The organism is Kitasatospora sp. NPDC003701 (assembly GCF_053587085.1).
In genome coordinates, this window is record NZ_JBSFNM010000027.1 from 1 (window position 1) to 24,364 (window position 24,364).

The 24,364-nt window shown below is 74.4% G+C and carries 29 protein-coding genes; 16 read left to right on the top strand and 13 right to left on the bottom strand.

What is annotated here, in order from left to right; translation table 11 throughout:
• The first annotated feature begins 402 nt into the window (after positions 1-402).
• The 8 genes from ACWDRR_RS24180 to ACWDRR_RS24215 all read left to right on the top strand — a co-directional run bounded on the left by ACWDRR_RS24180 (position 403) and on the right by ACWDRR_RS24215 (position 4,642).
• On the top strand, positions 403-762 hold the full coding sequence (locus ACWDRR_RS24180) for a hypothetical protein (protein WP_355407106.1): 360 nt from the start codon (positions 403-405) through the stop codon (positions 760-762).
• A gap of 85 nt (positions 763-847) precedes the next feature.
• Positions 848-1,216: a hypothetical protein gene (locus ACWDRR_RS24185; RefSeq protein ID WP_449774284.1), complete on the top strand. Its 369-nt coding sequence runs from the start codon at positions 848-850 to the stop codon at positions 1,214-1,216.
• 275 nt (positions 1,217-1,491) lie between these two features.
• Positions 1,492-1,953, top strand: a complete 462-nt coding sequence (locus ACWDRR_RS24190) for a hypothetical protein (protein WP_449774285.1) — start codon at positions 1,492-1,494, stop codon at positions 1,951-1,953.
• A gap of 106 nt (positions 1,954-2,059) precedes the next feature.
• Positions 2,060-2,383, top strand: a complete 324-nt coding sequence (locus tag ACWDRR_RS24195) for a hypothetical protein (protein WP_449774286.1) — start codon at positions 2,060-2,062, stop codon at positions 2,381-2,383.
• Positions 2,384-2,616: 233 nt separating this feature from the next.
• Positions 2,617-2,982: a hypothetical protein gene (locus ACWDRR_RS24200; protein WP_449774287.1), complete on the top strand. Its 366-nt coding sequence runs from the start codon at positions 2,617-2,619 to the stop codon at positions 2,980-2,982.
• Between the two features lie 269 nt (positions 2,983-3,251).
• Positions 3,252-3,554, top strand: coding sequence for a hypothetical protein (locus tag ACWDRR_RS24205; protein ID WP_449774288.1), 303 nt, complete (start codon positions 3,252-3,254; stop codon positions 3,552-3,554).
• 128 nt (positions 3,555-3,682) lie between these two features.
• Positions 3,683-4,210 (top strand): hypothetical protein, encoded by a 528-nt coding sequence (locus ACWDRR_RS24210; RefSeq protein ID WP_449774289.1) that lies wholly within the window; start codon positions 3,683-3,685, stop codon positions 4,208-4,210.
• 51 nt (positions 4,211-4,261) lie between these two features.
• Positions 4,262-4,642, top strand: coding sequence for a hypothetical protein (locus tag ACWDRR_RS24215; protein WP_449774290.1), 381 nt, complete (start codon positions 4,262-4,264; stop codon positions 4,640-4,642).
• A 545-nt stretch (positions 4,643-5,187) separates the two neighbouring features.
• Here ACWDRR_RS24215 and ACWDRR_RS24220 read toward each other — a convergent pair.
• From ACWDRR_RS24220 to ACWDRR_RS24230, 3 genes are read right to left on the bottom strand one after another with little or no spacing between them, the layout of a single operon-like run.
• Positions 5,188-6,036, bottom strand: a complete 849-nt coding sequence (locus ACWDRR_RS24220; protein WP_449774291.1) for a carbohydrate ABC transporter permease — start codon at positions 6,034-6,036, stop codon at positions 5,188-5,190.
• A complete protein-coding gene (locus ACWDRR_RS24225; RefSeq protein WP_449774292.1) occupies positions 6,033-7,013 on the bottom strand; it encodes a carbohydrate ABC transporter permease in 981 nt (326 codons plus the stop codon). The genes ACWDRR_RS24220 and ACWDRR_RS24225 overlap by 4 nt, the downstream gene beginning before the upstream one ends.
• Positions 7,014-7,058: 45 nt before the next feature.
• Positions 7,059-8,372, bottom strand: coding sequence for an extracellular solute-binding protein (locus ACWDRR_RS24230; RefSeq protein ID WP_449774293.1), 1,314 nt, complete (start codon positions 8,370-8,372; stop codon positions 7,059-7,061).
• A 323-nt stretch (positions 8,373-8,695) separates the two neighbouring features.
• Here ACWDRR_RS24230 and ACWDRR_RS24235 point away from each other — a divergent pair, with 323 nt between their 5' ends.
• Complete coding sequence (locus ACWDRR_RS24235; RefSeq protein ID WP_449774294.1) at positions 8,696-9,637, top strand: IclR family transcriptional regulator; 942 nt, start codon at positions 8,696-8,698, stop codon at positions 9,635-9,637.
• 460 nt (positions 9,638-10,097) lie between these two features.
• Positions 10,098-10,871: an alpha/beta hydrolase gene (locus ACWDRR_RS24240; RefSeq protein ID WP_449774295.1), complete on the top strand. Its 774-nt coding sequence runs from the start codon at positions 10,098-10,100 to the stop codon at positions 10,869-10,871.
• A gap of 11 nt (positions 10,872-10,882) precedes the next feature.
• Here ACWDRR_RS24240 and ACWDRR_RS24245 read toward each other — a convergent pair whose 3' ends face one another.
• From ACWDRR_RS24245 to ACWDRR_RS24260, 4 genes are all read right to left on the bottom strand, one after another.
• Complete coding sequence (locus tag ACWDRR_RS24245) at positions 10,883-11,272, bottom strand: hypothetical protein (protein ID WP_449774296.1); 390 nt, start codon at positions 11,270-11,272, stop codon at positions 10,883-10,885.
• Between the two features lie 4 nt (positions 11,273-11,276).
• Complete coding sequence (locus ACWDRR_RS24250; RefSeq protein WP_449774297.1) at positions 11,277-11,876, bottom strand: universal stress protein; 600 nt, start codon at positions 11,874-11,876, stop codon at positions 11,277-11,279.
• Between the two features lie 190 nt (positions 11,877-12,066).
• Positions 12,067-12,738 carry a TetR/AcrR family transcriptional regulator gene (locus ACWDRR_RS24255; protein ID WP_449774298.1) on the bottom strand — a complete coding sequence of 224 codons (672 nt, stop codon included), beginning with the start codon at positions 12,736-12,738 and terminating at the stop codon, positions 12,067-12,069.
• A gap of 86 nt (positions 12,739-12,824) precedes the next feature.
• A complete protein-coding gene (locus ACWDRR_RS24260) occupies positions 12,825-13,229 on the bottom strand; it encodes a hypothetical protein (RefSeq protein ID WP_449774363.1) in 405 nt (134 codons plus the stop codon).
• A gap of 152 nt (positions 13,230-13,381) precedes the next feature.
• On the opposite strand from ACWDRR_RS24260, the gene ACWDRR_RS24265 reads away from it, so the two are divergent.
• Positions 13,382-14,962, top strand: coding sequence for a carboxyl transferase domain-containing protein (locus ACWDRR_RS24265; protein WP_449774299.1), 1,581 nt, complete (start codon positions 13,382-13,384; stop codon positions 14,960-14,962).
• Positions 14,963-15,041: 79 nt separating this feature from the next.
• Here ACWDRR_RS24265 and ACWDRR_RS24270 read toward each other — a convergent pair whose 3' ends face one another.
• The 3 genes from ACWDRR_RS24270 to ACWDRR_RS24280 all read right to left on the bottom strand — a co-directional run bounded on the left by ACWDRR_RS24270 (position 15,042) and on the right by ACWDRR_RS24280 (position 17,768).
• Positions 15,042-15,998, bottom strand: coding sequence for a hypothetical protein (locus ACWDRR_RS24270; RefSeq protein ID WP_449774300.1), 957 nt, complete (start codon positions 15,996-15,998; stop codon positions 15,042-15,044).
• 2 nt (positions 15,999-16,000) lie between these two features.
• Positions 16,001-16,534, bottom strand: coding sequence for a SigE family RNA polymerase sigma factor (locus ACWDRR_RS24275; RefSeq protein ID WP_449774301.1), 534 nt, complete (start codon positions 16,532-16,534; stop codon positions 16,001-16,003).
• A 241-nt stretch (positions 16,535-16,775) separates the two neighbouring features.
• Complete coding sequence (locus ACWDRR_RS24280) at positions 16,776-17,768, bottom strand: helix-turn-helix domain-containing protein (protein ID WP_449774302.1); 993 nt, start codon at positions 17,766-17,768, stop codon at positions 16,776-16,778.
• Between the two features lie 99 nt (positions 17,769-17,867).
• Here ACWDRR_RS24280 and ACWDRR_RS24285 point away from each other — a divergent pair, with 99 nt between their 5' ends.
• Both ACWDRR_RS24285 and ACWDRR_RS24290 read left to right on the top strand, forming a co-directional pair.
• Positions 17,868-18,665: an NAD(P)H-dependent oxidoreductase gene (locus ACWDRR_RS24285; RefSeq protein ID WP_449774303.1), complete on the top strand. Its 798-nt coding sequence runs from the start codon at positions 17,868-17,870 to the stop codon at positions 18,663-18,665.
• A 495-nt stretch (positions 18,666-19,160) separates the two neighbouring features.
• Positions 19,161-19,535 carry an aggregation-promoting factor C-terminal-like domain-containing protein gene (locus ACWDRR_RS24290; RefSeq protein WP_449774304.1) on the top strand — a complete coding sequence of 125 codons (375 nt, stop codon included), beginning with the start codon at positions 19,161-19,163 and terminating at the stop codon, positions 19,533-19,535.
• A gap of 276 nt (positions 19,536-19,811) precedes the next feature.
• On the opposite strand, the gene ACWDRR_RS24295 is transcribed toward ACWDRR_RS24290, so the two are convergent.
• Positions 19,812-20,270 carry an HD domain-containing protein gene (locus ACWDRR_RS24295; RefSeq protein ID WP_449774305.1) on the bottom strand — a complete coding sequence of 153 codons (459 nt, stop codon included), beginning with the start codon at positions 20,268-20,270 and terminating at the stop codon, positions 19,812-19,814.
• A gap of 145 nt (positions 20,271-20,415) precedes the next feature.
• On the opposite strand from ACWDRR_RS24295, the gene ACWDRR_RS24300 reads away from it, so the two are divergent.
• Positions 20,416-21,342: an AEC family transporter gene (locus ACWDRR_RS24300; RefSeq protein WP_449774306.1), complete on the top strand. Its 927-nt coding sequence runs from the start codon at positions 20,416-20,418 to the stop codon at positions 21,340-21,342.
• Between the two features lie 168 nt (positions 21,343-21,510).
• A complete protein-coding gene (locus ACWDRR_RS24305) occupies positions 21,511-21,834 on the top strand; it encodes a hypothetical protein (protein WP_449774307.1) in 324 nt (107 codons plus the stop codon).
• A gap of 65 nt (positions 21,835-21,899) precedes the next feature.
• On the opposite strand, the gene ACWDRR_RS24310 is transcribed toward ACWDRR_RS24305, so the two are convergent.
• Positions 21,900-22,334, bottom strand: a complete 435-nt coding sequence (locus ACWDRR_RS24310) for a MarR family winged helix-turn-helix transcriptional regulator (protein ID WP_449774364.1) — start codon at positions 22,332-22,334, stop codon at positions 21,900-21,902.
• A 119-nt stretch (positions 22,335-22,453) separates the two neighbouring features.
• Here ACWDRR_RS24310 and ACWDRR_RS24315 point away from each other — a divergent pair, with 119 nt between their 5' ends.
• The gene (locus ACWDRR_RS24315; protein ID WP_449774308.1) at positions 22,454-23,365 is read left to right on the top strand and encodes an alpha/beta fold hydrolase; all 912 of its coding nucleotides are present in this window, start codon (positions 22,454-22,456) and stop codon (positions 23,363-23,365) included.
• Between the two features lie 216 nt (positions 23,366-23,581).
• On the opposite strand, the gene ACWDRR_RS24320 is transcribed toward ACWDRR_RS24315, so the two are convergent.
• Positions 23,582-24,307 carry a TetR/AcrR family transcriptional regulator gene (locus tag ACWDRR_RS24320; protein ID WP_449774309.1) on the bottom strand — a complete coding sequence of 242 codons (726 nt, stop codon included), beginning with the start codon at positions 24,305-24,307 and terminating at the stop codon, positions 23,582-23,584.
• Positions 24,308-24,364: the final 57 nt, after the last annotated feature.

The following is a 24,364-nucleotide window of genomic DNA, read 5'->3' on the forward strand; positions in this document are numbered from 1 at the left end:
CCCACAGGGCCCGGCCGCCAGGCCACCACCAACCAAGCGCCGCAGGCCCACCACAACCCACACGACGCCACCAACCGCCACCCACCCACACCACCACCACCCACACAGGAGAAGAAGAGGGGCGCAGAGAGAGGGTTGTCAGAATTTCCGGCCACCTTGGTTGGCCCTCTGAGCTGCACCGATGCCACTGGGTGCCCCGGGCGGGGGTGTTGGCGTCAGGAGCCAGGTCAGGAGTTGGGTCGGGAGTCACGTCAGGAGTTGCGTCAGGAGTCCCGAGCGAGCCCGGCCGACACTCCGGGCCCGACCGGGCTTCCTTCGATGCATTCTCCATGGTAGTCTTTCTCTTGTCAGGCCGGGTGGCTCCCGGAAGGCAATCGAACCGCTACGAGCATGGAGGACAGCATGAACCGCAGTGCCCGCAAGGCCGCAGGGATCGTCCGCAACCGTCGCCGCGCCGGTCGGTTGGCCAAGACCTTCGGTCACCGCCCGCGTTCCCTGGCCACCTACGCGCTGGCCGCGTGCGACATGAACCGCCGGACCGCCGAGGGCTGCGCGAACAGCATGCGCACTGTGGCGAAGGCCCTCAAGATCACGGGGGCCCCGGGCACCACCACCCGGACCATCGAGGGCCCGGCCGAGGGCGAGCGGCCCACCACCCGCTACACCCTGGACGAGGTCCGCGACATCGCCGAGAAGTACGCGCCGCGCAAGCCCCCGTACCGCGCCGTCCGCGCCCGGCTGCTGGCCCTGACCGCCGCCTGACAGGCGCCGCCGGGGGGTGGGTGAAACCGCCCCCCGGCATTCCCAAAAACCACCGAAACCCAGATCCGAGAATCGGAGAATTCCCATGAAGAAGAACATCACCGCCGTTGTCGCTGCCGCCGCCGTCATCATCGAGAACGGCATCCCGGAGGCCCACGCGGCCAACGTCGAATTCTCCTACACCGTGAACGGGGTCAGTGTCGTCACCCGCGACAACCTCAGCACCCCCCGCCGGACCCAGGCCCTCGCCCACGTGATGATCGCGTTCAAGGCCGCCGGGTGGATGTTCGAGCCCGGCGCGGGCGTCACCCTCACCGCCCCCGACGCGGTGTACCGCAAGACGGCCAAGAAGGCCGCCGCCCCGGCCCCCGCCGCGCCCGTGGCCGAGCCGAACAGCGACGCCGACACGCTGTTCCCGGCCCAGGAGGCCCCCGTCCTGGCCTTCAGCAGCTGATCTCAGCCGCTGGGGGCGGGGGGCCCAGGCCCCCCGCCCCCAGGCTCCAGCGGCAGCAAGGAGGCGCGCAGCGCCGGGCCACGGTGGCGGCGCCAGCCGCCCCGCCCGGCCCGATGGCCGGGCGGGGCGGCCAAGGGCCGGGCTCGGCCGCCAGGCCGAGCGCGAGGGCGTAGCCCCCGCCCCAGAACAAAGGGGCAGCAGTGCTGCGCCCCGACAGGCCAGGGCCGGGTGCGTGCTACGCCCGGCCCGTTTCAGGAACAGGAAGGGGATGCCCGATGGGCAACGAAGAGCGTGAGGCGTTGAGCGCGGAGTTCCAGACGCTGCGGCGGGTCAGGGAGCGCAGCCCGGAGGAGGAGGCGCGGTTGAAGGTGGTGCGCGCCCGGTTGGTTGAGCTGCTGGCTGTGCCGCCCGTCGGGTACGAGGCTCCCGAGGCCGGCCGGAGGCTGGTGGAGCACGCCCGGGCCCATGGGTGGCTGGTGTTGGAGCAGTGGGGGCGGGCGAGCGACGGTGCGCCGTTCTACGCGGTCCAGGTCGGCCGGGCGGCCGAGGACGAGGAGGCCCGGCGGATCGGGCTTGGTTGGAAGTTCAGCCGCACGTGGCATTCGTGGGGTGCCGCGCCCGGCCGGGTGCGGTTGTTCGGGTCGGGAACGGCGCAGACGCCCGAGGTGCCGAGGACTCATGACGCGCCGTCGGTGCGGCAGATCCGGGAAGTGATCACGGCGAATCCGGTGACATGAGGCGTGAATCACATACATTCAATGCACTTTCCATGGTAGTCTTTCTCTTGTCAGACCGGGTGGCTCCCGGAAGGCAATCGGACCAAACAGCGGAAGGACTTGAATCATGACCACGATCCTGGACCAGCTCGACGACATGATCATCTTGGATCCGGCAGAGGGCGCGGCTGCCTTCCGGCGCGACGCCGAGACGATCGCGCGGCGCCTGAAGGGGTACCGGGATCAGGTGGCCAGCCTCACCGTCGCTCTGCAGCGGGCCGCTCGCAACGAGCGTCGCGCGGTCACCGTGCGGGCGCAGAGCCGCAACGCAGGCCTCGTCGCGAGCGCCAAGGGTCATCTGGCCAACCTGGCGACATTGATCGCCGAGGACGAGAAGTGGGCCGTCGAGTACCTCGTATGGGCCGTGGAGATGGAGGACGGGGGCCGCTAGCCCCACCGGGGGTGCAGCGAGCAGGCTGCGCCCCCGCCCCGCGCGGGTTGTGAGCCGGCCGGGGTACGGCGCGGCGGCCGGCCTGTCCGGACCGCAGCGCGGGGCCCAGTGCAGCCGACCCCCCGTCAGGAGGCGCCGCCCCCGCCCGGAGCGGGGGCGGCGCCCGCCCAAGGACAGACCCCTTCGCACTCTTGGAGACGCGCCCCATGTACGCCCTTCCTCTGTCCGCTCCGATGAGCAGCATGCTTCTCAAGGCCCACCGTGCCCCCAAGGGGGAGATCACGGACGGCGGTCTGACGCGGAGCGCCCTGGAGCGCCGCAAGCTCGCTGAGGCCCGGCTGGAGACCACCGAAGAGGTCGACCGTCACGGCGCCCCCCGCAGGCGATTCCGCTTCTACCTCACCCCTGCCGGGCACTCCGTCGCCCGGCAGATCATCGAGGCCGTCAGGGCCGCTCCGACCCCCACCCCGGGCCCGGGATGCGCGGTCAGCCCCGCTGTGATGGCCCGCCGGCTCCGGCAGGGCTGGGACCCGGAACGCGCCGCCGCCACCCCTGTTGGCCCGGCCCTGCCGGAGCGCTCCGAGGGGGCGCAGCGGTAGGAGGAGGCCTCCGACCGGTCCCCGGCGGGCCGCGTGCCCGCCGGGGGCCGGTCGGGTCCAGGAAGGTCGGGCCGGGCCGCGGCTGGTGGCCCGTCCAGTGCCGCGGGTTGCGCCCGGCGCCGGCCCGCGGACCCAGGGCCGGTTGCAACCCGCTCGCCGCGTGTGGCGTGGATCACCTATCTTCAATGCATTATCCATGGTAGTCTTTCTCTTGTCAGACCGGGTGGCTCCCGGAAGGCAATCGGACCACGACGAGAGGAACCGCGATCATGTCGACTCTGGCGCTGCACACCCCCAAGAAGCCGGTGGAGTACGCCGGGCCGGGCACCCCGGCGCTTCCCGCCCCGCTCCGGGAGCTCCCCGCCGGACTCTCCTACCGGGCGGAGCGGGTCGCCCACCACGGCCTCCACCGGGAGTACGTGGTCCCGGGCAGGTTCGTGGTCCTGATCGGCGGCGAGAGCCCGTGGGCGACCGCTCGGCCGGAGGAGTGCCTGGACACCAGCGGCCAGGGTGTCTGGATCGCGGACTACGAGGTTCTCGTGTGCCTCAGCTGCGGACTGGACTGCACCTGAGTGCGCCGGGGGGCGGGCCGGACGGCCCGCCCCCTCCCCCCGGGAACCGGGGCTCAGCACGGCCAAGCCCGGGGCGGGTGGCTCCCGCCCCGGCATCGAACCGCACACCGCGAGATGGGATCACGATCATGGGAAGCAAGTCGGAGTTCTTCGAGCCGGGCCGCACGTACGTCCTCGCGGACGCATCCCTTGCCCCGGAGGTCCGCACGGTGTTCGAGTGCGTCGCGGTCGCCCCGCACCGGCAGCACGGGGACCTGCGGGCGTTCGGGTTCGCGGGCCCGCTCGGCAACCCGGACCGGTGGTCGTCGGTCGCCTTCCAGGAAGCCCAGTGGTCAAAGGGCTGGGCGGACACGGGCCCCACGCCCGTCCGGTCCGCCGAGCCCGAGCCCGAGGGCAGCGAGGACGAGGACCAGGGCTCGGAGGAGCCGCAGGAGGTCCCGGCGGCGCACGCGGGCACCGCCCCCATCCGGCGCGGGACCCTTGTCCGCTACCACGGCAGCCTGACGCGCCACCACGGCCTGTACCGCTCCGAGCCGTGCGTCTGCCAGCGCTGCGCCTGGGAGCCCGACGGACCCCGGTACGTGCTGCGCGACCGGGCCACCAACGACGTTGCCGTGCAGTGCGTGCGCCGCAAGTCGGTATCCCTCGCCCTCTGAGCCGCCCGCCCGGCGCCCCGCCGCCCCTTCTCTGCCCAAGGAGTCCAACCGATGACCACCCGCCCCGCCCGCGCCCTCCGCCGGCGCCTCCAGGCCATGCGCCACAGCCGCCTGTTCGGCCCGCTGGAGAGGACGGCCCACGCCGTCCGGCGGGAGCTGACGTGGCTTTCCGGATCGCTGGCTCAGGCACTGTCCGAACGCGCCTACACCGTCGTGTTCGAGTACCCCGACAAGCCGCGCGTGCACGTGTACCACGTGTCGGCCCGGTCGCTCGGAGCCGCCGTCCGCCAGGCGGAGCACGCCGAAGCCTGGCGCACGGCCGAGGAGGGGTGGCCGGGCGACAGCCGCCCGGTGCCGGTCGCGATCGCTTCCGAGGGGTGGTGGACCTACTCCGAGGACCGGGCCCGCGAGCACGACGACGCCCCCTGGTAGGCCGCCCCGGCGGGGCGACCCGGAAAGCCGGCGGTCCCCAGGGGGACAGTTCGGACCGACCGCGGGACGGTCCCGCCTTGGAAGGCGCCTTTCCGGCCGGCGGCAGGAACGGCCGTTGCGGGACGTGCGGAAGCGGGCACCCAAGTCGACTCAATGCATTATCCATGGTAGTCTTTCTCTTGTCAGGCCGGGTGGCTCCCGGAAGGCAATCGAACCGCTCCCCCGAGAGGACCCGCACGTGAACGGCAACGGCACGATCATCTCCGCGCAGCCCACCTCCTACTTCCTGGCGCGCTGCAAGCCGTGCGTCCGCCCCGTGCGGACCGAGGTGCCGAACCCGCCGTGCCCGGAGTGCGGTCAGGTGCTGCGCGGTGAGCGGCTGTTCGCCGTCACCCGCGACGAGTCCTGCGACGCGAGCTGCATGGGCGCCGTCGGCCCGTCGTGCTCGTGCTCGTGCGGTGGGGCGAACCACGGCAAGTCGTTCGGGGCACAGTCCACGCGGGCAGCCGACTCCGGCACGGCCGGCTCGCCCCTTCCTCGCGGCCTCAGTCCTTCACCGCGCCCGCCAGCCCGGAGACCAGCTTGCGCTGCACCGCGATGAAGAAGATCAGCACCGGCACGGTCATCAGCGTGGACGCCGCCATGATGCCGCCCCAGTCGTTCTCGTCCGGCTTGAAGAAGACCAGCAGCGCCGACGGGAGGGTCTGGTTGTCGGTGGCGCTGATGATGAAGGTCTTGGCGAAGACGAAGTCGTTCCACGCCGCGATGAAGGAGAACACGCTGGTCGCGGCCAGGCCGGGGGCCACCAGCGGCAGCAGGATCCGCCACAGGATGCGGGTCCGGCTCGCGCCGTCGATCTGGGCCGCCTCCTCGATGGAGACCGGGACGGCGGCGACGAAGCCGCGCATCATCCAGATGCCGAACGGCAGTGAGAAGGCCAACTGCACCAGGATCAGCGAGGCCAGGGTGTTGAGGCCGATGCCCGGCGCGACCCGGCCGGCGTCGCGGAACATGAAGAACAGCGGGATGGTCAGCGCCTCGACCGGGATCATCTGGGCGATCAGGAACATCACCATGATGGTGGTGCGGAACCGGAAGCGGAAGCGGGTCACCGCCACCGCCGCCAGGAAGACCACCACCGCCGAGAGCACCACCACCGAGAGCGCGATGACCAGGCTGTTGAGGAAGTAGCGGCCGAACCCGTCGACGCTCAGCACCTGCCGGAAGCTCTCCAGCGTCGGGTGGGCGGTCCACGGCCTGGGGTCCAGCGACTGCACCTCGCCCTTGGGCTTGAAGGCCGACAGCACCATCCAGAAGATCGGGAAGGCGGTGACGACGGCCACCAGGACCGCGGTGGAGTTGGCGGCGAACCGCCAGCGGCTACGGGCGTTCACAGTTCATTCCCCGTCCGTCGCAGGGTGCGGATGTAGAGGACCGTCGGGATCACCAGGATCAGCAGCATGATCACGCCGATGGCCGCGCCGAGCCCGTACTGGGAGGAGGCGAACGCCTTCTGGTACGCGTACACGTTGAGCACGAGGTTCTGCCCGGCGATGCCGCCGCCCTCGGTCATCACGTAGATCTGGGTGAAGACCTTGAAGTCCCAGATGACCGACTGGATCACCACGACGGTCAGGATCGGCCGGAGCATCGGGGCGGTGATCCGGCGGAAGGTGGTCCAGGTGTTGGCGCCGTCCAGTGCGGCGGCCTCCAGGATCTCCTCCGGGATCGCCCGGATGCCCGCGTAGAGCGTCACCATGACGAACGGGAAGGAGTGCCAGACCACCACGGCGCCGACGATGAGGAACGCCGTCCACTTGTCGTAGAACCAGTTGTACTCGTGGAAGCCGCTCAGTCCGAGGTCGACCAGGGTCTTGTTGACCAGACCGAGGTTGGTGTCGAACAGGAAGCTCCACACCGTCGACCCGGTCATCGCCGGCGCCGCCCAGGCCGCCATCGCGGCGGTGGTCAGCACCAGCCGGGCCACCCGGCCGACCCTGGTCAGCAGGACCGCGAGGGTGGCGCCGACGGCCAGCGTGGCGACCACGCAGAAGGCGGCGAAGCCGATCGTCTGCGTGAGCACCGACCAGAACTGGCCGTCACTCAGGATCTTCTCGTAGTTGCCGAAGCCGACGAAGCTGGTGGGCACTCCCCCGGACGCCTGGGCCTGCCCGAAGTCCAGCACCGACAGCAGTCCGAGCTGGTAGATCGGGTAGGCCACCAGCGGGATCATGATGATCGCGGCCGGCAGGAGCAGCAGCAGCGGTGGGCGGCGGCGCCGGCCGCGCGGGGGCGCGGCCGGGCCGGTACCCCGACGACGCCCGCTCGGGGAAGTCGGCGGCGCCGGGGCGGTCGTGGTGGGTGCGGACACGTACGGGACCTGCTCTCTCGGGGCCTGCTCGCTCGGGGCCTGCGATCAGTGGGCGGCCGCGAAGGCCGAGGTGATCTGCGTGGCGGCGTCGCCGGAGGCCTTGGCCACGTCCGCCTTTCCGGTGACGATCTGCTGCAGCATCGTCGGGATGACGGCCTGCGCGTCGATCTGCGCCCACGCCTGGTCCTGCGGAACGAACCTGGTGCCGGCCGCGATGGTGTCGGTGAACGGCTTCAGGAAGGCGTCCTTCGCGGCGACCTTGGCGTTCACGGACTTGAGGGTCGGCAGGTTGCCCATCGCGTCGTACATCTGCTCCTGGTACGCGGGGCTCGCCAGCAGCTCGGCGAACTCGACCGCCAGGGTGCGGTGCTTGGCCGCCTTCATCACGCCGAGGTTGTTGCCGCCGCCGAACGCCGGGGCGATCGAGCCGGACTTCTCGCCGGGCAGCGGGACGACGCCGTACTTGCCGTTGACCGGGCCCGCGTCGACCTTGCTGCGGCTGGAGTTGGGCAGGATCGCCATCGCGGACTTGCCCGCGGCGAACAGGTCGACCGTCTTGCCGCCGGTGAGGTCGGCGCACTGCTGCGCCGGGCAGCCGTCGGCACCGAAGAGGTCCGTGTAGCGCTTGATGCCGGCCTGCGCGGCGGGCGAGTTGATCGCGGCCTTGAAGGCGGAGCCGTCCTTGGCGGCGATGTCGCCGCCGGCGTCCCAGACGAAGGGCAGCGCACCGAAGGTGTACTTGCCGCCGACCGCGATGCCGAAGGTGTCCGGGTGCGCGGCGTGGATCTTCTGGTTGGCGGCGACCAGTTCGGCGTACGAGGTCGGCGCGCTCAGCCCGGCCTCGGTGAACAGGTCGGTGCGGTAGTACAGCGCACGCACGCCGACCCACCAGGGCAGGCCGTAGGTCTTGCCGTCCAGCACCGCGGTGCTGGCGATCGCCGGGTCGAGGTCGCCCTTGTCCTTCCACGTGCCGAGGTCGGCGCCGATCTCGGCGAGGCCGCCGGCGGCGACGTAGCCGGGGAGGTCGGTGTTGCCGAACTCGACCAGGTCCGGGGCGCTGTTCGGGTCGTTGAACGCACCCTTCATCTTGGCGGCGCGGGCCGAGGCGTCGGTGTCGATGTAGCTGATGTCGACGGTGACACCCTGGTGGGAGGCCTGGAACTCGCTGACCGCCTTGCCGATCACCGCTTCCTTCGCCGCGTTGCCGGCCTCGTTGTACAGCCAGACCCGCAGCGTGCCCGTCCTGTCGTCACCGGCCTTGTCGCCGGCCGGCAGCGCGGTGCCGGGCGAACAGGCGGCCGCCGCGAGGCAGGTGGCGGCGAGGACGGTGGCCGCGGCGGTTCGTCCGATGAGTCGCATGGGTGGAGACCTCCCCTCCCGACAGTTGCCGCCAGGACGTGCGCCGCTGGGGACGGGCACGTCGAAGCAGGCCCTGACCGGGGCCGATGGTGGGTGCGCGTGAACGCGTTGATGTGGGGGTACGGCAGAGCGACCGCTCGGGTGGGCCGCGTCGCCTGCTCGATGCCAGGGACGTTAGGCGGGGGCGCTCGCGGGCAACAAGAGGCCGTTCGGGAAGTTTTGCACTGCACAACGGTGTATCGAAGAATCGATGAACGCGGTGCGAGGGGGTACGGTCTGACCACCGCCGCAGCCCGGCGGTGGAACGAGAGGGGAACGGACCGATGACGGAGACGGGGACCGGGTCGAAGGCCCGGTCGCAGACCGGATCGGGGTCCGGAGCAGGGCCTGGCGCGGAGCCCGGAACGGAACCCGGATCACCGGCCGGCCCGGTCGATCCGGCCGATCCGGCCGCGGCGACTGCGGCGGCCGCGAAGAAGGCGGGGGGCTCCGACCGCAACCAGTCGTCCTCGCTGCGCCGCGCGCTGGCCGTGCTCGGCCACGTGCGCGACCACGGCAACGGCCGCGGCGTACCGCTCGCCCAACTCGCCGAGGCGCTCGGCCTCAACAAGAGCACCGTGCTGCGGCTGACCGGCCCGCTGCTCGACGAGCACCTGCTCGACCGCGACCGGGAGACCGGCTGGTTCCGCCTCGGCCACGGCTCGCTCCGCCTCGGCCAGGCCTACCTGTCCACCCTGGACCTGCGCAGCGTCGCCGCCGAGCACCTGCGGCGCCTGCAGCGCGAGGCCGGCGAGACCGTCCACCTGACCGTCTGGCAGGCCCCCGGCATCGTCTACCTCGACAAGGTCGAGGACGAGACCAATGTCCGGATGGCCTCCCGGGTCGGCAGCCGGGCGCCCGCGTACTGCACCGCGACCGGAAAGGCGATCCTCGCCTGGCTGCCCGACGAGGCCGTCACCGAGGTGGTCGCCGCCGGGCTGCGCCCGGTCACCGCCTGGACCATCTCCGACGAGACGCACCTGCGGGCCGACCTCGCCCGGATCCGCGCCCGCGGCTACTCGATCGACGACCGGGAGAACGAGCCGGAGGTCCGCTGCGTCGCCGCCCCGATCTTCGACCACACCGGCGAGGTGACCGCCGCCCTCTCGGTCTCCGGCCTCACCTCCCGGATGACCGCCGCCCGGGTCCGCTCGCTCGGCCCGGTGGTCGCCCAGGTCGGTCTGCGGATCTCCCGCGAACTCGGCTCCGACCGCCAGCCCGGCTGACGCCGTCCGGAAGAAAGCGGTCCGGAAGAATCCGGCACCCGGAAAAGCGAAGGAGGTCCGGTGCCTGGAAAGGCACCGGACCTCGTCCGCATTGGAGCGCCAGGCCCGGGTTGAACGGACTCTCCCTACTGAAAGTAGGACGTGCTCCGGTAGCACCACTGACGCCTGACGAGGAATCATCTCCCTCGCGACAGGAGAAAGACTAGCAGGTCAGCGGCCCTGCGCCGAACCGACCCCGCCCCGTGGCCGACTGCGGGAAAGCAGAAGAGGCCCGGTGCCTGGAAAGGCACCGGACCTCGTCCGCATTGGAGCGCCAGGCCCGGGTCGAACGGACTCTCCCTACTGAAAGTAGGACGTGCTCCGGTAGCACCACTGACGCCTGACGAGAGATCATCTCCCTCGCGACAGGAAGTACAGTACCAGCTCGGAAACCCCTGCCCGAACCCGAGGAGAACCCCGGATGACCGGTCCGCACCCCGCCCCGCCCGAGGTCGTCGAGTACACCCCGGGCCACCTGATGGACGTCCACCGCCCGGTGGGCGCCGACGGGCCGGCGCCCGTCGTGCTGCTCTGGCACGGGCGGGGCCCCGACGAACGGGACGTGCTGCGGCCGCTCGCCCGGGAGGCGGCGGGGCTGGGGCTGCTGGTACTCGTCCCCGACTGGCGGTCGGACCAGGAGGACGGCGGCCGTGCCCGCCTGCTGGCCTCCTTCGAGTACGCCCGCCGGGAGGCGCCCGCGCTCGGCGGCGACCCGGCCCGGTTCGTGCTGGCCGGCTGGTCGCTCGGCGGGCGCGAGGCCGTCGCCCTGGCCACCCACCCGGACACCCCCGAGGAGGTCCGCCCGACGGCCGCCGTCGGCATCGCCTCCGCCTACGGCCGGCCCGCCGTGACCACGGGCGACACCCCGCTGGCGCACCTCGCCGAGCGGCCCTCCCCCGTCCCGGTCCGGCTGGTGCACGGCACCCTCGACGACCTGGTGCCGGCGTCGGCGACCCGGGAGTTGTACAGCGCCCTGGTCCAGCAGGGCTCGCCGGCGCACTTTCTGGAGCTGGAGTCCGACCACGCCGGTGTGGTGCTGACCGAGTACGACCCGGCCCTCGGGCGCTGCCGCCCCGCCGAGGCCGAGCACGCCGTACGCGCCGGCCGGGCGACGGCGCGGGTGCTGGCCGAGGCGGCCGCGGCGGGCCCGAACGATCGCCTCACCCCGGCGGCCCGGTCGTCGTCCGCTTCGTAGCCGCCGCTCCCTCAGGCCGGGCGGTGCCGGCGGGCGCGGCCGTGCCGGGCCGCCAGGGCGGGGCGCGGAAGACTGCCGGGGAGGGCGAGCAGCAGCGCGGCGGCGGCGAGGAGCAGGAAGTGGGCGGCCTCGGTGCCGGCACCGGACCAGCCGAGGACGCCGTGACGGTGCTCGACGAAGCCGTTGTGGAAGAGCCAGCCGGACAGCGCGATCAGCGGAGCGGCGGCCGGCCGGGAGTACCGGCCGAGGGCGGCGCAGACGGCGGCGAAGGCGGCCAGGGCGACCCAGGTGGGCCGCAGTTCGCCGAGCACGGCGAGCGCGGGGAGCAGCGCGCCGGAGGCGAGCAGGGCGACCGCGCCGGACATGGCCGGCGACAGGCGGTCGGGGCGGGTCGGCGTCATCCGGTCACCGCCCGACGGTGAGCGGCCGCACGCGGACGTGGTGGTGGCGTTCGAGCGCTTCGAGTTCGCGCTGGAGCGGCGGCCTGGGCACCGCCAGGACGGGGCAGGTGGCGTGCCGGATGCAGTACCCCGTCACGGACGGGCGCAGGGCGCGGGCGAGTGCGCCACGGCCGCCGGTCCCGAGGACGAGCACGTCGTCGGCGCGGTCGGCGGAGCGGACCAGCGCCTGGCCGGTCTCGCCGCGAACGGCCTGGCAGCGCAGTCGGACACCCGCCAGGCCGCCGCCGAAGGCCTCGTCCAGGGCCTGCCGGAGCCGGGCGGCGGCCGCGTCGCGGCAGGCGGTGAGCAGGGGCGGGCAGGGGGACCGGCGGTAGCCGAACTCGCCCCCGACCGGCGTCCAGCAGAGCACCGCGAGGACCTCGACGTCGGCGCGGCGGGCCTCGGCCACGGCGCGGTGCAGGGCGGCCAGGCTGCCGAGTGAGCCGCTGACCCCGACCACGATCCGACCCCGCCCGTCGGGCCCGCCGAGCGGGCCGGCCGTGCGGCCCCCGCCCGGTTCGTCCGTCGGCTCGCCCGCGTGGATACCGGCGCCGTTGTCCGCCATGGCCCTGCCCGTCCTTCCGGCTCGTGCTGATGCACTGTCGGATTCAGCAAAGCCGGGCGGCGGGGCGGGGGGCCGTGCGTTGACGGGGCTCTGACGCGCGGGGGGCGGATCCGTACGCCGTCCTGACGGCGCTCCCGGCGTCCGGCGGCCGGCGGCGGGCCCGGGGCGGACGTGGGCCCGGCAGCCGGGGTCAGGCGCCCGGACCGTCCGCCTCCCAGAGGTCGGTGAACATCTTGTCCAGGTGCTCCTCACCGACCGGCGGGACCGGCAGCGGGTGGGTGGCCCGGGTGCGGAAGCCGTCGAGCAGCAGGGCCAGGTAGCGGCGCCAGAGGTCGGGGCGCAGCTCGGTGGTGGCGGGCAGCGCCCGGCAGAGCGGGCCGAGCATGAAGAGCAGGTCCATGGTGACGACGTCGGGGCGCATGGTGCCCTGCTCCTGCGCCCGGGCGACCAGTGTGCCGACCGTCGCCGCGTTCTGCCGGCTGATCCCGATCATCGCGGGGCTGGCGGGGATGGCCCGGGTCACCAGGTCGTTGATGCCCCGGTCGGCGGCGACCAGCTCGAAGATCCGCTCGAAGTAGCGCTCGATCGCGCCCCAGGCGTCCTCGGCGGCCAGCGCCTCCTCCCCGGCGTCCGCGATCAGCGTGGCGGCGCCGGCGAAGACCTCGCCGATCAGCTCCTCGCGGGTCGGGAAGTGCCGGTACAGCGTCGCGTTGCCGACCCCGGCCTCCTTGGCGATCTGGTCCAGCGGGACGTCCAGGCCGTGCCGGGAGAACATGTCGCGGGCGGCGGCCAGCAGCAGGTCACGGTTGCGCTGCGCGTCGCGCCGCAGCCGGCCGGGGGTGCTCGCACTGCTCGATGCCATGGGAGGACCCTAGCAACCGGGCGCGCCCGGGCCGGGCCGGCGGGAGCGGGCGCCGCCGCCCGCCGGCCCGGCCGGCAACGGCCCGCTCAGGCAGGTCCGGCCGCGCCGCGACGGTCCTCGACGTGGACGACGTGCAGGTCGGTGCCGTCCCGATGGCGCTTGGCCCGCCCGTACAGGCCGACCGCGAGGTCCGAGCGCTCGGCCGGTTCCACGGGCCCGACGTAGGTGAGGACGTCGGGGTGGTCCCCGGTGACCACCCAGCCCGCCGCGCCCCCGACGTCGATCACGCCGAAGTCCCCGGCGGGGGAACCGGGATGGACCGGGCCGGCCCCGGCGAGCAGCGCGCGGGCCCGGTCGGCGAGGTCGTCGGCGCCGGCCGGGCCGACCAGCACGACGCAGGTGCCGTGTTCGAACAGCACCCAGGACTTGGCCCGGTCGGTGATGAGTCGGCGCCAGGTGTCGACGAGCGTTTCGGTGTCCACGGCGGCCATCATGCCCAAGGCCCGCGCGGGCCGCGACGGGGTTTTCCGGCTCCGGAGCTGTCGACCCGGTCACACCCGCACGTCGGTCCGGGACGGGCGAGCGGCCGCTGCGTAGGGTGGATCTTGTCCAGGTGGGCGGCTCGGGCGGCGGGGGTGGGGTCTTGGGTACCGGAAGTGCGCTGACGGCGCGTCAACTCATCGGTCTGCTGGTGGATCCGGGCACCTTCCGGAGCTGGGACGAGCCGCTCGGGCCGCCGCCGGCCGACGCCGGCTACCGGGCCGCGCTGGCCCGGGCCCGCGAACGCACCGGGGTGGACGAGGCGGTGGTCACCGGGACCGGGCTGATCGCCGGACGCGCGGTGGCGCTGGTCGCCTCCGAGTTCGGCTTCCTCGGCGGGTCGATCGGGGTGGCCACGGCCGAGCGGATCACCCGGGCCGTGGAACGGGCCACGGCCGAGCGGCTGCCGCTGGTCGCCCTGCCCGTCTCGGGCGGCACGCGGATGCAGGAGGGCTCGGCGGCCTTCCTCTGCATGCTGCGCATCACCTCCGCCGTGCAGGCGCACCGCGCCGCCGGCCTCCCCTACCTCACCTATCTGCGCAACCCCACCATGGGCGGGGTGTTCGCCTCCTGGGGGACGCTGGGGCAGCTGGTGTTCGCCGAGCCGCGGGCCCGGCTCGGGTTCCTCGGGCCGCGGGTGTACGAGGAGTTGCGGGGCGTGGAGCTGCCCGCGGACGTGCAGCTCGCCGAGACCCTGGCCGCGCGCGGCCTGGTGGACGCCGTAGTGGCGCCGGAGGAGCTGCGGGAGGTGCTGCGGCGGTCGCTGGCCGTGCTGGTGGCGCCGGCCGGAGCGCCCACCGCACCGCCTGCCGGGGCCGAGTCCGGGACGGTGGGCACGGCCGAGTCCGGGGCCGGCCCGGAGTCCGCGCGCGCCGAACGGCCGGACGCCTGGGACTCGGTGCGGCGCACCCGCCGCCCCGACCGGCCGGGCGCCCGCGAGCTGCTGCGCCGGACCGCCGAGGAGCTGGTGCTGCTGGACGCGCCCGGCGGCCGCGACGGCGCGCTGGTGCGGGCCCTCGCGGTGCTGCACGGGCGGCCCGCGCTCGTCGTCGGGCAGCAGCGGCAGGGGCCGCACCACGAACGGCCGTTCACCGCCGCCGACCTGCGTGCCGTGCGCCGCAGCGCCCGGCTGGCCGAGCAACTCGGCCTGCCCCTGGTCACCGTCGTCGACACGGCCGGCGCCGAGCTGTCCGCGGGGGCCGAACTCGACGGCATCGCCGTCGAGATCGCGCACTGCCTGACCACCCTGCTCGCCCTGCGGACACCGGTGCTGGCGGTGCTGCTCGGTCAGGGCTCGGGAGGCGGCGCCCTGGCCCTGCTGCCCGCCGACCGGGTCCTCGCCGCCGGCCATGCCTGGCTGGCGCCGCTGCCGCCCGAGGGCGCCTCCGCGATCGTCCACCGGGACGGCACGCACGCCGCCGAACTCGCCCGCTCGCAGGGCATCGGTGCGGACGACCTGGCGGCGGTCGGCCTGGTCGACGCCGTGGTGCCGGAGCTGCCGGACGCCGCCGACGAGCCGGCCGCGTTCTGCGAGCGGCTCGGGCGGGCGGTCGGCACGGCGCTCGGCACACTCGCCGCGGTGCCGGAGGCCGAGCGGCTCGCCGCCCGCGCCCGGCGCCACCGCCGCCTCGGGGACGCGCTCACCGGTCCGGGGGCCGCGCCCCGGGACGCGTCGGCCGGGTAGTCCGGCACCGGTCCGGGGGCCGGCGCGGCCCCGGACCGGTCAGCCCGTCCGGCCCCTCGTCACTTCAGGAACTCGACCGTCACTTCAGGAAGTCGACGTAGTCACCGCCCCGCAGCTTCTCGCCGTTGCGGTCGAAGAGCTGCCACGACTTCGCCGTCTTGCCCGCCGGCCGGGCCACCGCGATCCAGCGGAACGCGGAGTCGCCGACGGTGACCTGCGGCGGCTCGTAGGTCGTGCCGTCCGTCCAGGTCACCGACACCCTGCCGACGTTGGGGTCGAGACGTGCCATCACCACGTCGAGCGGGGCCACGGTGTCGCCCTTGCCCCGGTGGCCGACCAGGCCGCCGCTGAGGGTGCCGATCGTGTCGACGGGCGTCGCGGGCGCGGACGGCGCCGGGACGCTGCCCTCGCTGTCGTGCCCCAGGCGCACGCCGTCCACCGTGAAGTAGGAGTTCACGATGTCCTCCTGGGGCTGCCAGTACCGCTGGACGAAGGCCTCCGTCGGCGCCGTGAGCTCCGGGTCCACCGCGTGGCGCTCCTGCCAGACGGCCTGGGCCTGCTGGTACGCCTGGTCCTGCCGGGCGAGCGGCCACAGCGCGATCCACAGCTTCCACTCCTTGCCGTCGGCGGTGCCCTGGGCGACCACCGTCCGGACCGGGGTGAAGGGGTCGCGCACCGCCGCGGACGGCGAGGCGGTGGCGCCGGCGGACGTGTCGGGCGCCGGGCCTCCCCCGGTGCCGCCCCCAGTGCCGGAGCCGGCCGGCGCGATCGTCCCCACCGAGGTGCTGCCCGCGGAGGCCCCGTGCAGGCCCGCCATCGTGCCGCCGGCCAGGACCACCACCGAGCCGAGCGCGACCGCCCCCACCAGGGTCCGGCGCCGGCGCCGCAGCCGACGGCCGCCCGCCATGATCTCCGGCACCGGCACCGCCCCGACCCTCGCCCCGGCCGCCGCCTCGGCCAGTCCGAGCCCGACCCACACCGCCGTGTCGCCGTCGTCCGCCGCGCCCGCGGCGCCCGTCCGGTCGCTGCCGCCCATGCTCATACCGCACCTCCGACGTGTGTCATGCCCTTGAGTTCCTTCAGCACCGCGACCTCCCGCAGCCGCGCTATGCCCTTCGCCGCCTGGCCGCGCACCGCACCCACCGAGCAGCCCATCGCCGCGGCGGCCTGGCTGTCGCTCAGGTCCTCCCAGTGGCGCAGCACGACGGCCTCGCGCTGGCGCGGCGGCAGGGTGGCGAGCGCGGCCATCAGCGCCGAGCGCTGATCGGACCGAGCGAAGCCGTCCTCCTCGCCGGCCTGCTCCGGCACGGCGTTGACCAGCAGTTCCGGCAGGCGGCGGCGGAACCGGCGGGCGTGCTGGTTCACCAGGATCCGCCGCACGTAGGCGTACGGATCCTCCGCCCGCCGTACCTTCCCCCAGGCCGCGCAGGCCTTCTCCGCCGCGGACTGCACCAGGTCCTCGGCCGCGTACTGCTCCCCGGCCAGCAGGTACGCCGTACGCAGCAGCCGTGGCCAGGCCCCGACGATGAACGCCTGGAACTCGTCGTCCCGGTCGGTCTTCGTTTCTCCCATGAGCACCTCCTCACCCTCCTGAGCCCAGACACGGCCGGAACCGCTTCCTCCAGGGGGCGGATTTCGCGGGGCGCGCTCGGCGGGGCGCAGGCGGCCGGATCCACGCCGGGCGCCCGCGCCGGGCGGTGCGGCACCGGCCCGGTGACGGCCGCCGGTCGGTGACGGCCGCAGGCCGGCGGCGGGCGCGGGTGGCGGACCGGGGCCGGGGCGGGCGGGCTTGCCCGCTACGAACCGGCGGGGCTCACGAGGTCGCGCCGGAGTACTGCGCCGGCCGCACCGGCTGCGGCGCCGCCGTCACGGCCCCGGCCAGCCGGGCCAGGGCGGCGGCCTCCGGACTCTCCTGCGCCGCGCTGAACACGTGCACGACCAGGCCCGTCTCGGCCGGCGCGGCCGGCACGTGCAGCGTCTCGTAGTCCAGGGTGAGCAGCCCCGCCACCGGGTGCCGGAGCCGTTTGCGCCCCGCGCCGCACACCACGATCTCGCCGGTGGCCCAGATCCGCCGGAAGTCCGCACTGCGCGCCGACAGTTCGGTGATGAGCGCGGCCAGCTCGGCGTCGTCGGGGTAGCTCCCGGCGGAGACCCGCAACTGGCCGACGGCCTCCCGGGCCCGGTCCTCCCACTCGGGGTGGACGTCCCGCGAGGCGGGGTCGCAGAACAGGTACCTGGCGTTGTTCCCGTCCCGGCGGCCGGGCGTGCCGAGGCCGCCCATCAGTTCGGCGCCCAGGGCGTTCCAGGCCACCACGTCGAGGCGGTGGGTCGTCGCAAAGGCGGGGAGGCCGGCGGCGGCGTCCAGTAGCCGCCGCAGCTGCGGGCTGACCCGCCCGCTGGGCGCGGTGCCGCTCCGGGCGCCGGCCAGGGTGGCGAGGTGCCGGCGTTCGGCGGTGTCGAGGCCGAGCGCCCGGGCGAGGGCGTCGAGCACCTCGGAGGACGGCTGGGTGGCCCGGCCCTGTTCGAGGCGGACGTAGTAGTCGACGCTGATCCCGGCGAGCTGGGCCAGCTCCTCGCGGCGCAGGCCGCGGACCCGCCGGTGGCGGCCGCCGGCGATGCCGACGTCCTCCGGCGCGATGCGGCCGCGCCGGGCCCACAGGAAGCCGCCGAGCGCCCGCCGGGTGTCGCCGACCCCGTCGATCTCCGCCGCCCCGCCGCCGCCCGCGCCCGCGACGGGTCCCGCCCCGGGCGCCCCGCCGCCGTTGTCCGCCCCGTCCGTACGCCTCGCCCCGCCCACCCCGTTCATGCGTCCCAGTATGGGTGGCCCTGTCGGTACCAGGACCACCGGTCCTCCGGTCGACCAGGGTTCTGGCTGCCCGGCCGCGCCCGGGAGAACGTGGACGGCATGACCGACACCACGCCGCAGCAGCCGAAGAAGATCCTCGTCGTCAGTGCCCACCCGGACGCCCGCTCCCTCAACGCCGCCCTCACCACCTTCGCCGTCGACCGCCTGCGCGCGGCGGGGCACGAGGTGCGGGAGTCCGATCTCTACGCGATGAAGTGGAAGGCCGCGCTGGACGCCGACGACTACCCCGAGCACACCCCGGGCGAGCGGCTGCGGGTGATGGGCGCCTCGGAGCGGGCCACGCTGGCGGGGCGGCTGTCGCCGGACATCGCGGCGGAGCAGGAGAAGGTGCTCTGGTCGGACGCGGTGGTCCTGCAGTTCCCGCTCTGGTGGTTCTCGGCGCCCGCGATCCTGAAGGGCTGGATCGACCGGGTCTTCACCGCCGGGTTCGGCTACGGCCCGGCCGTCCCTCCCCCGTACCAGGAGGGCAGCGCCCTGCCGGGCCGGCGCGCCCTGGTGTCGGTGACGGCGGGCGCCCGGAACACCGCGTTCCTCGACCGGGGCATCCACGGGCGGCTGGCGGACGTCCTGTACCCGGTCCAGCACGGCCTGTTCTGGTTCACCGGCATGGCGCCGCTGGAGCCGTTCGCGGTGTACGAGGCGAACGACCTGCCCGAGGAGCGGTTCGCGGCGGCGAAGCGGGAGTACGGCCGGCGGCTCGACGGGCTCTTCACGGACGAGCCGGTCCCGTTCCGCTCGCTCGTCGGGGGTGACTACGGCCACGACATGCGGCTGCTGCCGGGGGTGGAGGCGCCGGGGACGAGCGGACTGGACCTCCACGTCCGCCCGCGCGGCTGAGCCCCCGGGCCGCCGGCCCGGTCCGACCCGCCCCGGTGTGGCGCCGCTCTCAGATCGTCTGTACCCGCAGTGGTGCCGGCCGACCGGTCCGTGACGGGCCCGGGCGGGCCGCCGGTGAGTGCGCTCACACGCGAACGGCCGCCACGACGGGCGGTAGTGGCCGCGGGAGGGCGGCCCGCCGGACCGGCTGCGGCGGGCATTCGCCGAGGTCGGCGGGCACGACGGAGGCGGCCGCGGCAGGCCCTTCGAATCCACGGCGCGACCCCCTGCTACGACGACGAGTCGTAGTCAGGGGGTCTTGGCGACGGCCGATCCGGTCTGGCAACAATGGCTCAGTCGTCAGCCGCTCCGGCACCTGTCCCGCCGGAAGCGGCTTACTGCCGAGTCACGCCCCGCGACCGCATCGGCCCCTGTCCGGCCAACGGTCGAGGCGGGGCGTGACACCGGCCCAACCCGATTGAGGTCTTCTCCTTCATGCCCGCTTTCAAGCTCCGTATGCGCACTTCTGCTGCTCTTCTTGCCGGCGCCGCCGGTCTGACCGCCCTGGGCGCCGGCCTGGTGCCCGCCACCGCCTCGGCCGCGACCGTCTCCCCGCAGGCCATCGCCGCCCAGATCGTGCCGGCCGGCCAGCTCGCCTCGTTCAACCAGATCATCTCCCACGAGTCCAGCTGGAACGTGACCGCGACCAACCCCAGCTCGGGCGCGTACGGCCTGGCCCAGGCGCTGCCGGGCTCGAAGATGGCCTCCGCCGGTGCGGACTGGAAGACCAACCCGAAGACCCAGATCAAGTGGGCGCTGGACTACATGAACTCCCGCTACGGCAGCCCGAACGGCGCCTGGGCGTTCTGGCAGACCCACCACTGGTACTAAGCCGTACCCGTGTAGGCCGCGCGTTCCCGGGCTCCTGACGCACTGAGCCACCGGGCCGACCGGCCGGTGCTCCGCCGGGCGCCGGACGCCGCAGCCAGACCACTGTCCCCCCTCACCCCGGGGATCGGACAGGGATCACCGGGGTGACCGAGAGGGCCCGTGCACGCGCGATCCGCGTGCACGGGCCCTCTCGCCGTGTCCGGGCCGGCCGGGGCCACGGGCCGCCGGGCCCGGCGGACCTCCGACCACCGCCCCGGCGCCGGACCCGGCCGGGCGTCAGGCGCCGTCCGGGCCCTCCAGGCCGAGCAGCGCGCGCATCCGGCGGTACTTGGCGGCCAGTCGCTCGGCCGTCGGGGCGTCCAGCGTGGCCAGCCGGGCCGGGCTGGAGTTGTGCGCCAGGTCGGCCCGCTTGACCACCAGGGCGCCGGGCGTGGCCAGGATGCGGGCCGCGTACTCCTCCGGGGGCTCGCCGGGGCGCTTGGTGAGGGCGTCCACGATCGCCTTGGTGCGGTCGGACAGCGCCGCCGCCGCGAGCCACTCGCGGGTCAGCACGTCGTCCTCGATCGCGTCGTGCAGCCAGCCCGCCGCGATCTGCTCCTCGCTGCCGCCGCGCTCCGCCACACCGTGCGCCACCGCGGCCAGGTGCTCGCTGTAGGGGTGGCCGTTCTTGTCGACCTGCCCCTCGTGGGCACGCCGCGCGATCGTCTCCACCTCGGCCAGGCTCAGGTTCTCCACCGGGCCATGGTAGGCCGCGGGCCCGCGCGGGAAGCCCCGCCGACTCGGCCGGGCGGGCGTCTGGTTGACTGCGGCGGTGCCGGGGAACCCCCGGCGCGCCCCACCCACCGGACGCCCCGGACACCCCCGGACCACCCGAGGACCCATGCCCAGCCTGCACCCGCTGCTCTCCGGTTTCACCCCGATCTGGGCCCTCATCGGGGCCGGCTACCTCGTCGGCCGCAGCGGACTGCTCGGGCCGCAGGCCGGGTCGGTACTGAGCCGGTTCAGCTTCCATCTGGCCATGCCCGCAGCGCTGTTCCTGATGATCGCCCGAACCCCGCTGAGCCGGTTCGCCAACCCGTCGATGCTGGCCTTCGCCGCCGGTACGGCGCTCGCCGCTGGCCTCGGCCTGCTGGCCGCCCACCGGCTCTTCGGCCGGGGGCTCGCCGAGGGAACGATCGGCGGGATGGCCTCCGGGTACGTCAACTCCGCCAACCTCGGCATCCCGGTGGCCGTCCAGGTGCTCGGCGACGCCTCCTTCGTCGGGCCGGTGGTGCTGTTCCAAACCCTGCTGGTCACACCGATCGTGCTGACCGTGCTGGACACCGGCGACGCGGGCCGCCGGGCCGCGCTCACCCTGCCGGTGCGCAACCCCATCCTGCTGGCGGTCGCGCTGGGCGCCGTGGTCTCCGCCACCGGCTGGCACCCGCCGGCCGAGCTGACCCGCTCCTGCGAACTGCTCGGCGGCGCGGGCGTGCCGACCGCCCTGGTGGCACTCGGCATGTCACTGCACGGCCGCCCGGCCGCCACCGGCACCGCCCGGTACGCGGAGGTCGGGGTGACGGTCGTGCTCAAGACGCTGATACAGCCGCTGGCGGCGTTCGCCGTCGGGGCCGGTCTGCTCCACCTGCCGCCCCACCAACTGCTCACCGTCGTCCTGTTCTCTGCCCTCCCGACCGCCCAGAACGTGTTCGTCTACGCCGGCCAGTACGGGCACGGCACCGCGCTCGCGCGGGACTCGATGCTCTGCTCCACCCTGGTGTCGATGGCGACGCTGTCGCTCGTCAGCTGGGCGCTGGGCCCCGCCTGAGCCGGGCCGCCCGGCCGGTGCGGGCCCGGTCCGTGCCGCCCGGACCGCCACGGGGCCGACACAAACCCTCCCGACCTGTACAAGACGCGTGCGACCGGGCCGAAAACATCGCCTCCCGAACAGCGCGGTGCAATGCTGGCGAGCATGACTCACGCCAACCGTCCACCCATGGTCAAGCGTCAGTGTCCCGCCGTCGTCACGCTCCCGCAGACCGATGTGGAGCACTTCAACAACCTTCCGCAGGCGGCCTTCATGATGGAGCAGCACCTGCGGTGCGAGCTCGTCGCCGGGCACGAGAGCACCCACTCCGCCCTGGTCCAGGGCGTCGGCAACGACCTGCACTGGGCCTCCTGGCCCGTGTACACGGTCGAGTTGGCCCCGCGCTGCCCCGCCGAGGCCGGGCTGAAGGGGCCGGAGCACATCAGGGAGCCCGACATCTGCCTGCTCCGCGAGGGCCACCCGGGGGACCACTACGGGGAGAGCTGGTTCTGAGCTCCCCCGGGGCCGACCCCGCACCACCGGCCCCGAAGGACGGTCACCTCGCCCCTGCGGCCCGGTCACTCCTCCCGGGCGGTGGCCACCACCTCGGTCATGGCCAGCAGGAACCGCCGGGCCGTCGCCAGCTCCGCCGCGTCGAACCGGCCCATGGCGGCCACCAGATCGGCGATCAGCCCGCCGAAGAAGTCCTGCCCGAGCTCCATCGCCCGTTCCTCGACCACCAGCCGGACCTTGCGGCGGTCCCCGGGGTCGCGCTCACGGCGGATCAGGCCGAGCCGCTCCAGGCGGTCGACCAGGCCGGTGGTGCCCGCCGAGTTCAGCCGCAGCGCCTCGCCGAGCCGGCCGGGCGTCACCACGGTGCCGGCGCGGGCGGCGTCCAGCAGGTGGATCAGCGCCCGCAGGTCGGTCGGGTGCAGGCCGTGGCGGCCGGCGAACTCCGAGCCGAACAGGTCGAGTTCGACGGTCAACCCGCGCAGCAGATGGATCAGCCGCATCGGCTCCTCCGGTTCGTCCACCCTGTCGTCCTTCCTCTCCGGGTCCTGTGGGACTATTCTCTCGCTCAGCGAGATTATTGTTCAGCGAGTCATTTTGCCACCCGCCGGAGGGCTGCACGATGTCAGCACCCGTCTCACGCACCCCGCGGGGCGCCCGGGCCGCCGATCCGGCCGGGGCCGCCCTCGGAGAGTTCCTCGCCGCCTACGACGCCGCACTGGCCCGCTGGCCCGTCCCCGTCGAGCCGCTCACCGTCCGGACGCCGCACGGCGCCACCCGGGTCAACGCCTGCGGCCCCCGCGACGGGCGGCCGCTGGTCCTGCTCCACGGCGGCGGCGCCACCTCCACGGGCTGGGCGGACACCGTCGGGCCGCTCACCGCGGCGGGGCACCGCGTCCTCGCCGTCGACCTGATCGGCGACCCGGGGCGCAGCGTCCACGACGGCGCCCCGCTCGGCGGCGTACCCGGCCTGCTCGGCTGGCTGGACGCGGTGCTCGACCGGCTCGACGTGCCCGAGGCCGACCTCTGCGGCCACTCGTACGGCGGGTGGATCGCCCTGGAGTACGCGCTGCACGCCCCGGCCCGGGTCGGCCGGCTCGCCCTGCTCGATCCGACCCAGTGCTTCGCGGGCTTTCGCCCCGGCTATCTGCTGCGCGCGCTGCCGCTCTTCCTGCCGCCCCGCACGGCCGGCCGGGCCCGGTCCTACCTGGACTGGGAGAGCGGGGGCAGCGGGCTCGACGCCGGCTGGCGCGAGGTCTACGCCCTCGGTCACGCCGGCTTCCCGGCCTCCCGGGTGGTCACCGGGCCGCGCCCGACGCGCGATCGACTGCGTGCCCTCCGCGCCCCGACCCTGGTCCTGACGGCCGGGCGCAGCCGCGCCCACGACGCCGCCCGCGTGGCCGCGGCGGCCCGCGACGCACTGCCCGTCGCCACCGTCGCCGTGCTGCCCGGGGTCTCCCACCACAATCTGCTCACGGCCCGGCCCGCCGAGCTGACCGGCCGCCTCACGGCCTTCCTCTCCGGCGGGGCGTGACCCCACCGCACCGGGGCGGCCGCTCGCCGACCGCCGTGATGCGGTCCCGAAGCGGTGGCCGCCTCGTCGGGCCCGGGGCGCTCGACGTGCGGCGCGCAGCGGCCCGGCCGCACGCCCCCGCCCGGCCGGGCAGCCCGACCGTCGTGGCGCGGGCACCGGCACGTCCGCGCGACAGCGGGGGCCCGGCCGCACGACGCCACCGGGCCACCGCCGGCCTCACTCCCCCGGCGGTGCCGGTCGGCCGGCCCCGGCCAGCCCGTCGATCAGTGCGCGCAGGGCCGTCGCCAACTCGCCGCAGTGCGTGCCCGGTTCGCTGTAGCCCAGCTCCGCCAGCACCCGGGCCAGGGCCGGCAGGCGGGCCGGGTCGACCGAGGCGAACGCGGTGCGGCGCTGGTTCGGCTCGCGCGGCGGCCTGACGGGGTGTTCGGAGAGCAGGTCACCGAGGACCAGCTGCCAGCAGGCCCGGAACGCCTGCATCGCACGGGCCGGCGGGAGTCCGGCCGCCGCGAGGTCGGCGAGGCAGGCGTCGGAGAACGGGAACGCGTTCTCCGCGACCATCTCGCCGCGGATCAGGATGTGCGGCACCCAGGCCTGCCCGGCCATGTAGTCGTGCGCGTCGACCAGCCGGCGCAGCAGCCGGTCCGTCGGGTCGGCGCCGGGGACGTCCACCGGCAGCCCTTCGGCGATCTGCTCCAGGACGGCCAGCAGCAGGGCGTCCCGGTCGGCGACGTGCCGGTACAACGAGGCCGGTGCGGTGCCGAGTTCGGTGGCGACCGCCCGCATGGTGAGGGCCTCGATGCCGTCGCGCTCGATCACCCGGCGCCCGGCGGCGACCACCCCGGCCGTGGTGAGACCGGGCCGCGGCCGGCGGCGCCCGTACCGGCCGCGCTCGGCGACCTCCCCGGCCCCGTCCTGTTCCGGCCCTCGGCTCTGCTCCGACATCCCGTCATCCTGCCACGCGCCGCCGCGCCGCCCACACCCCTCCTCACCAGGCACGGT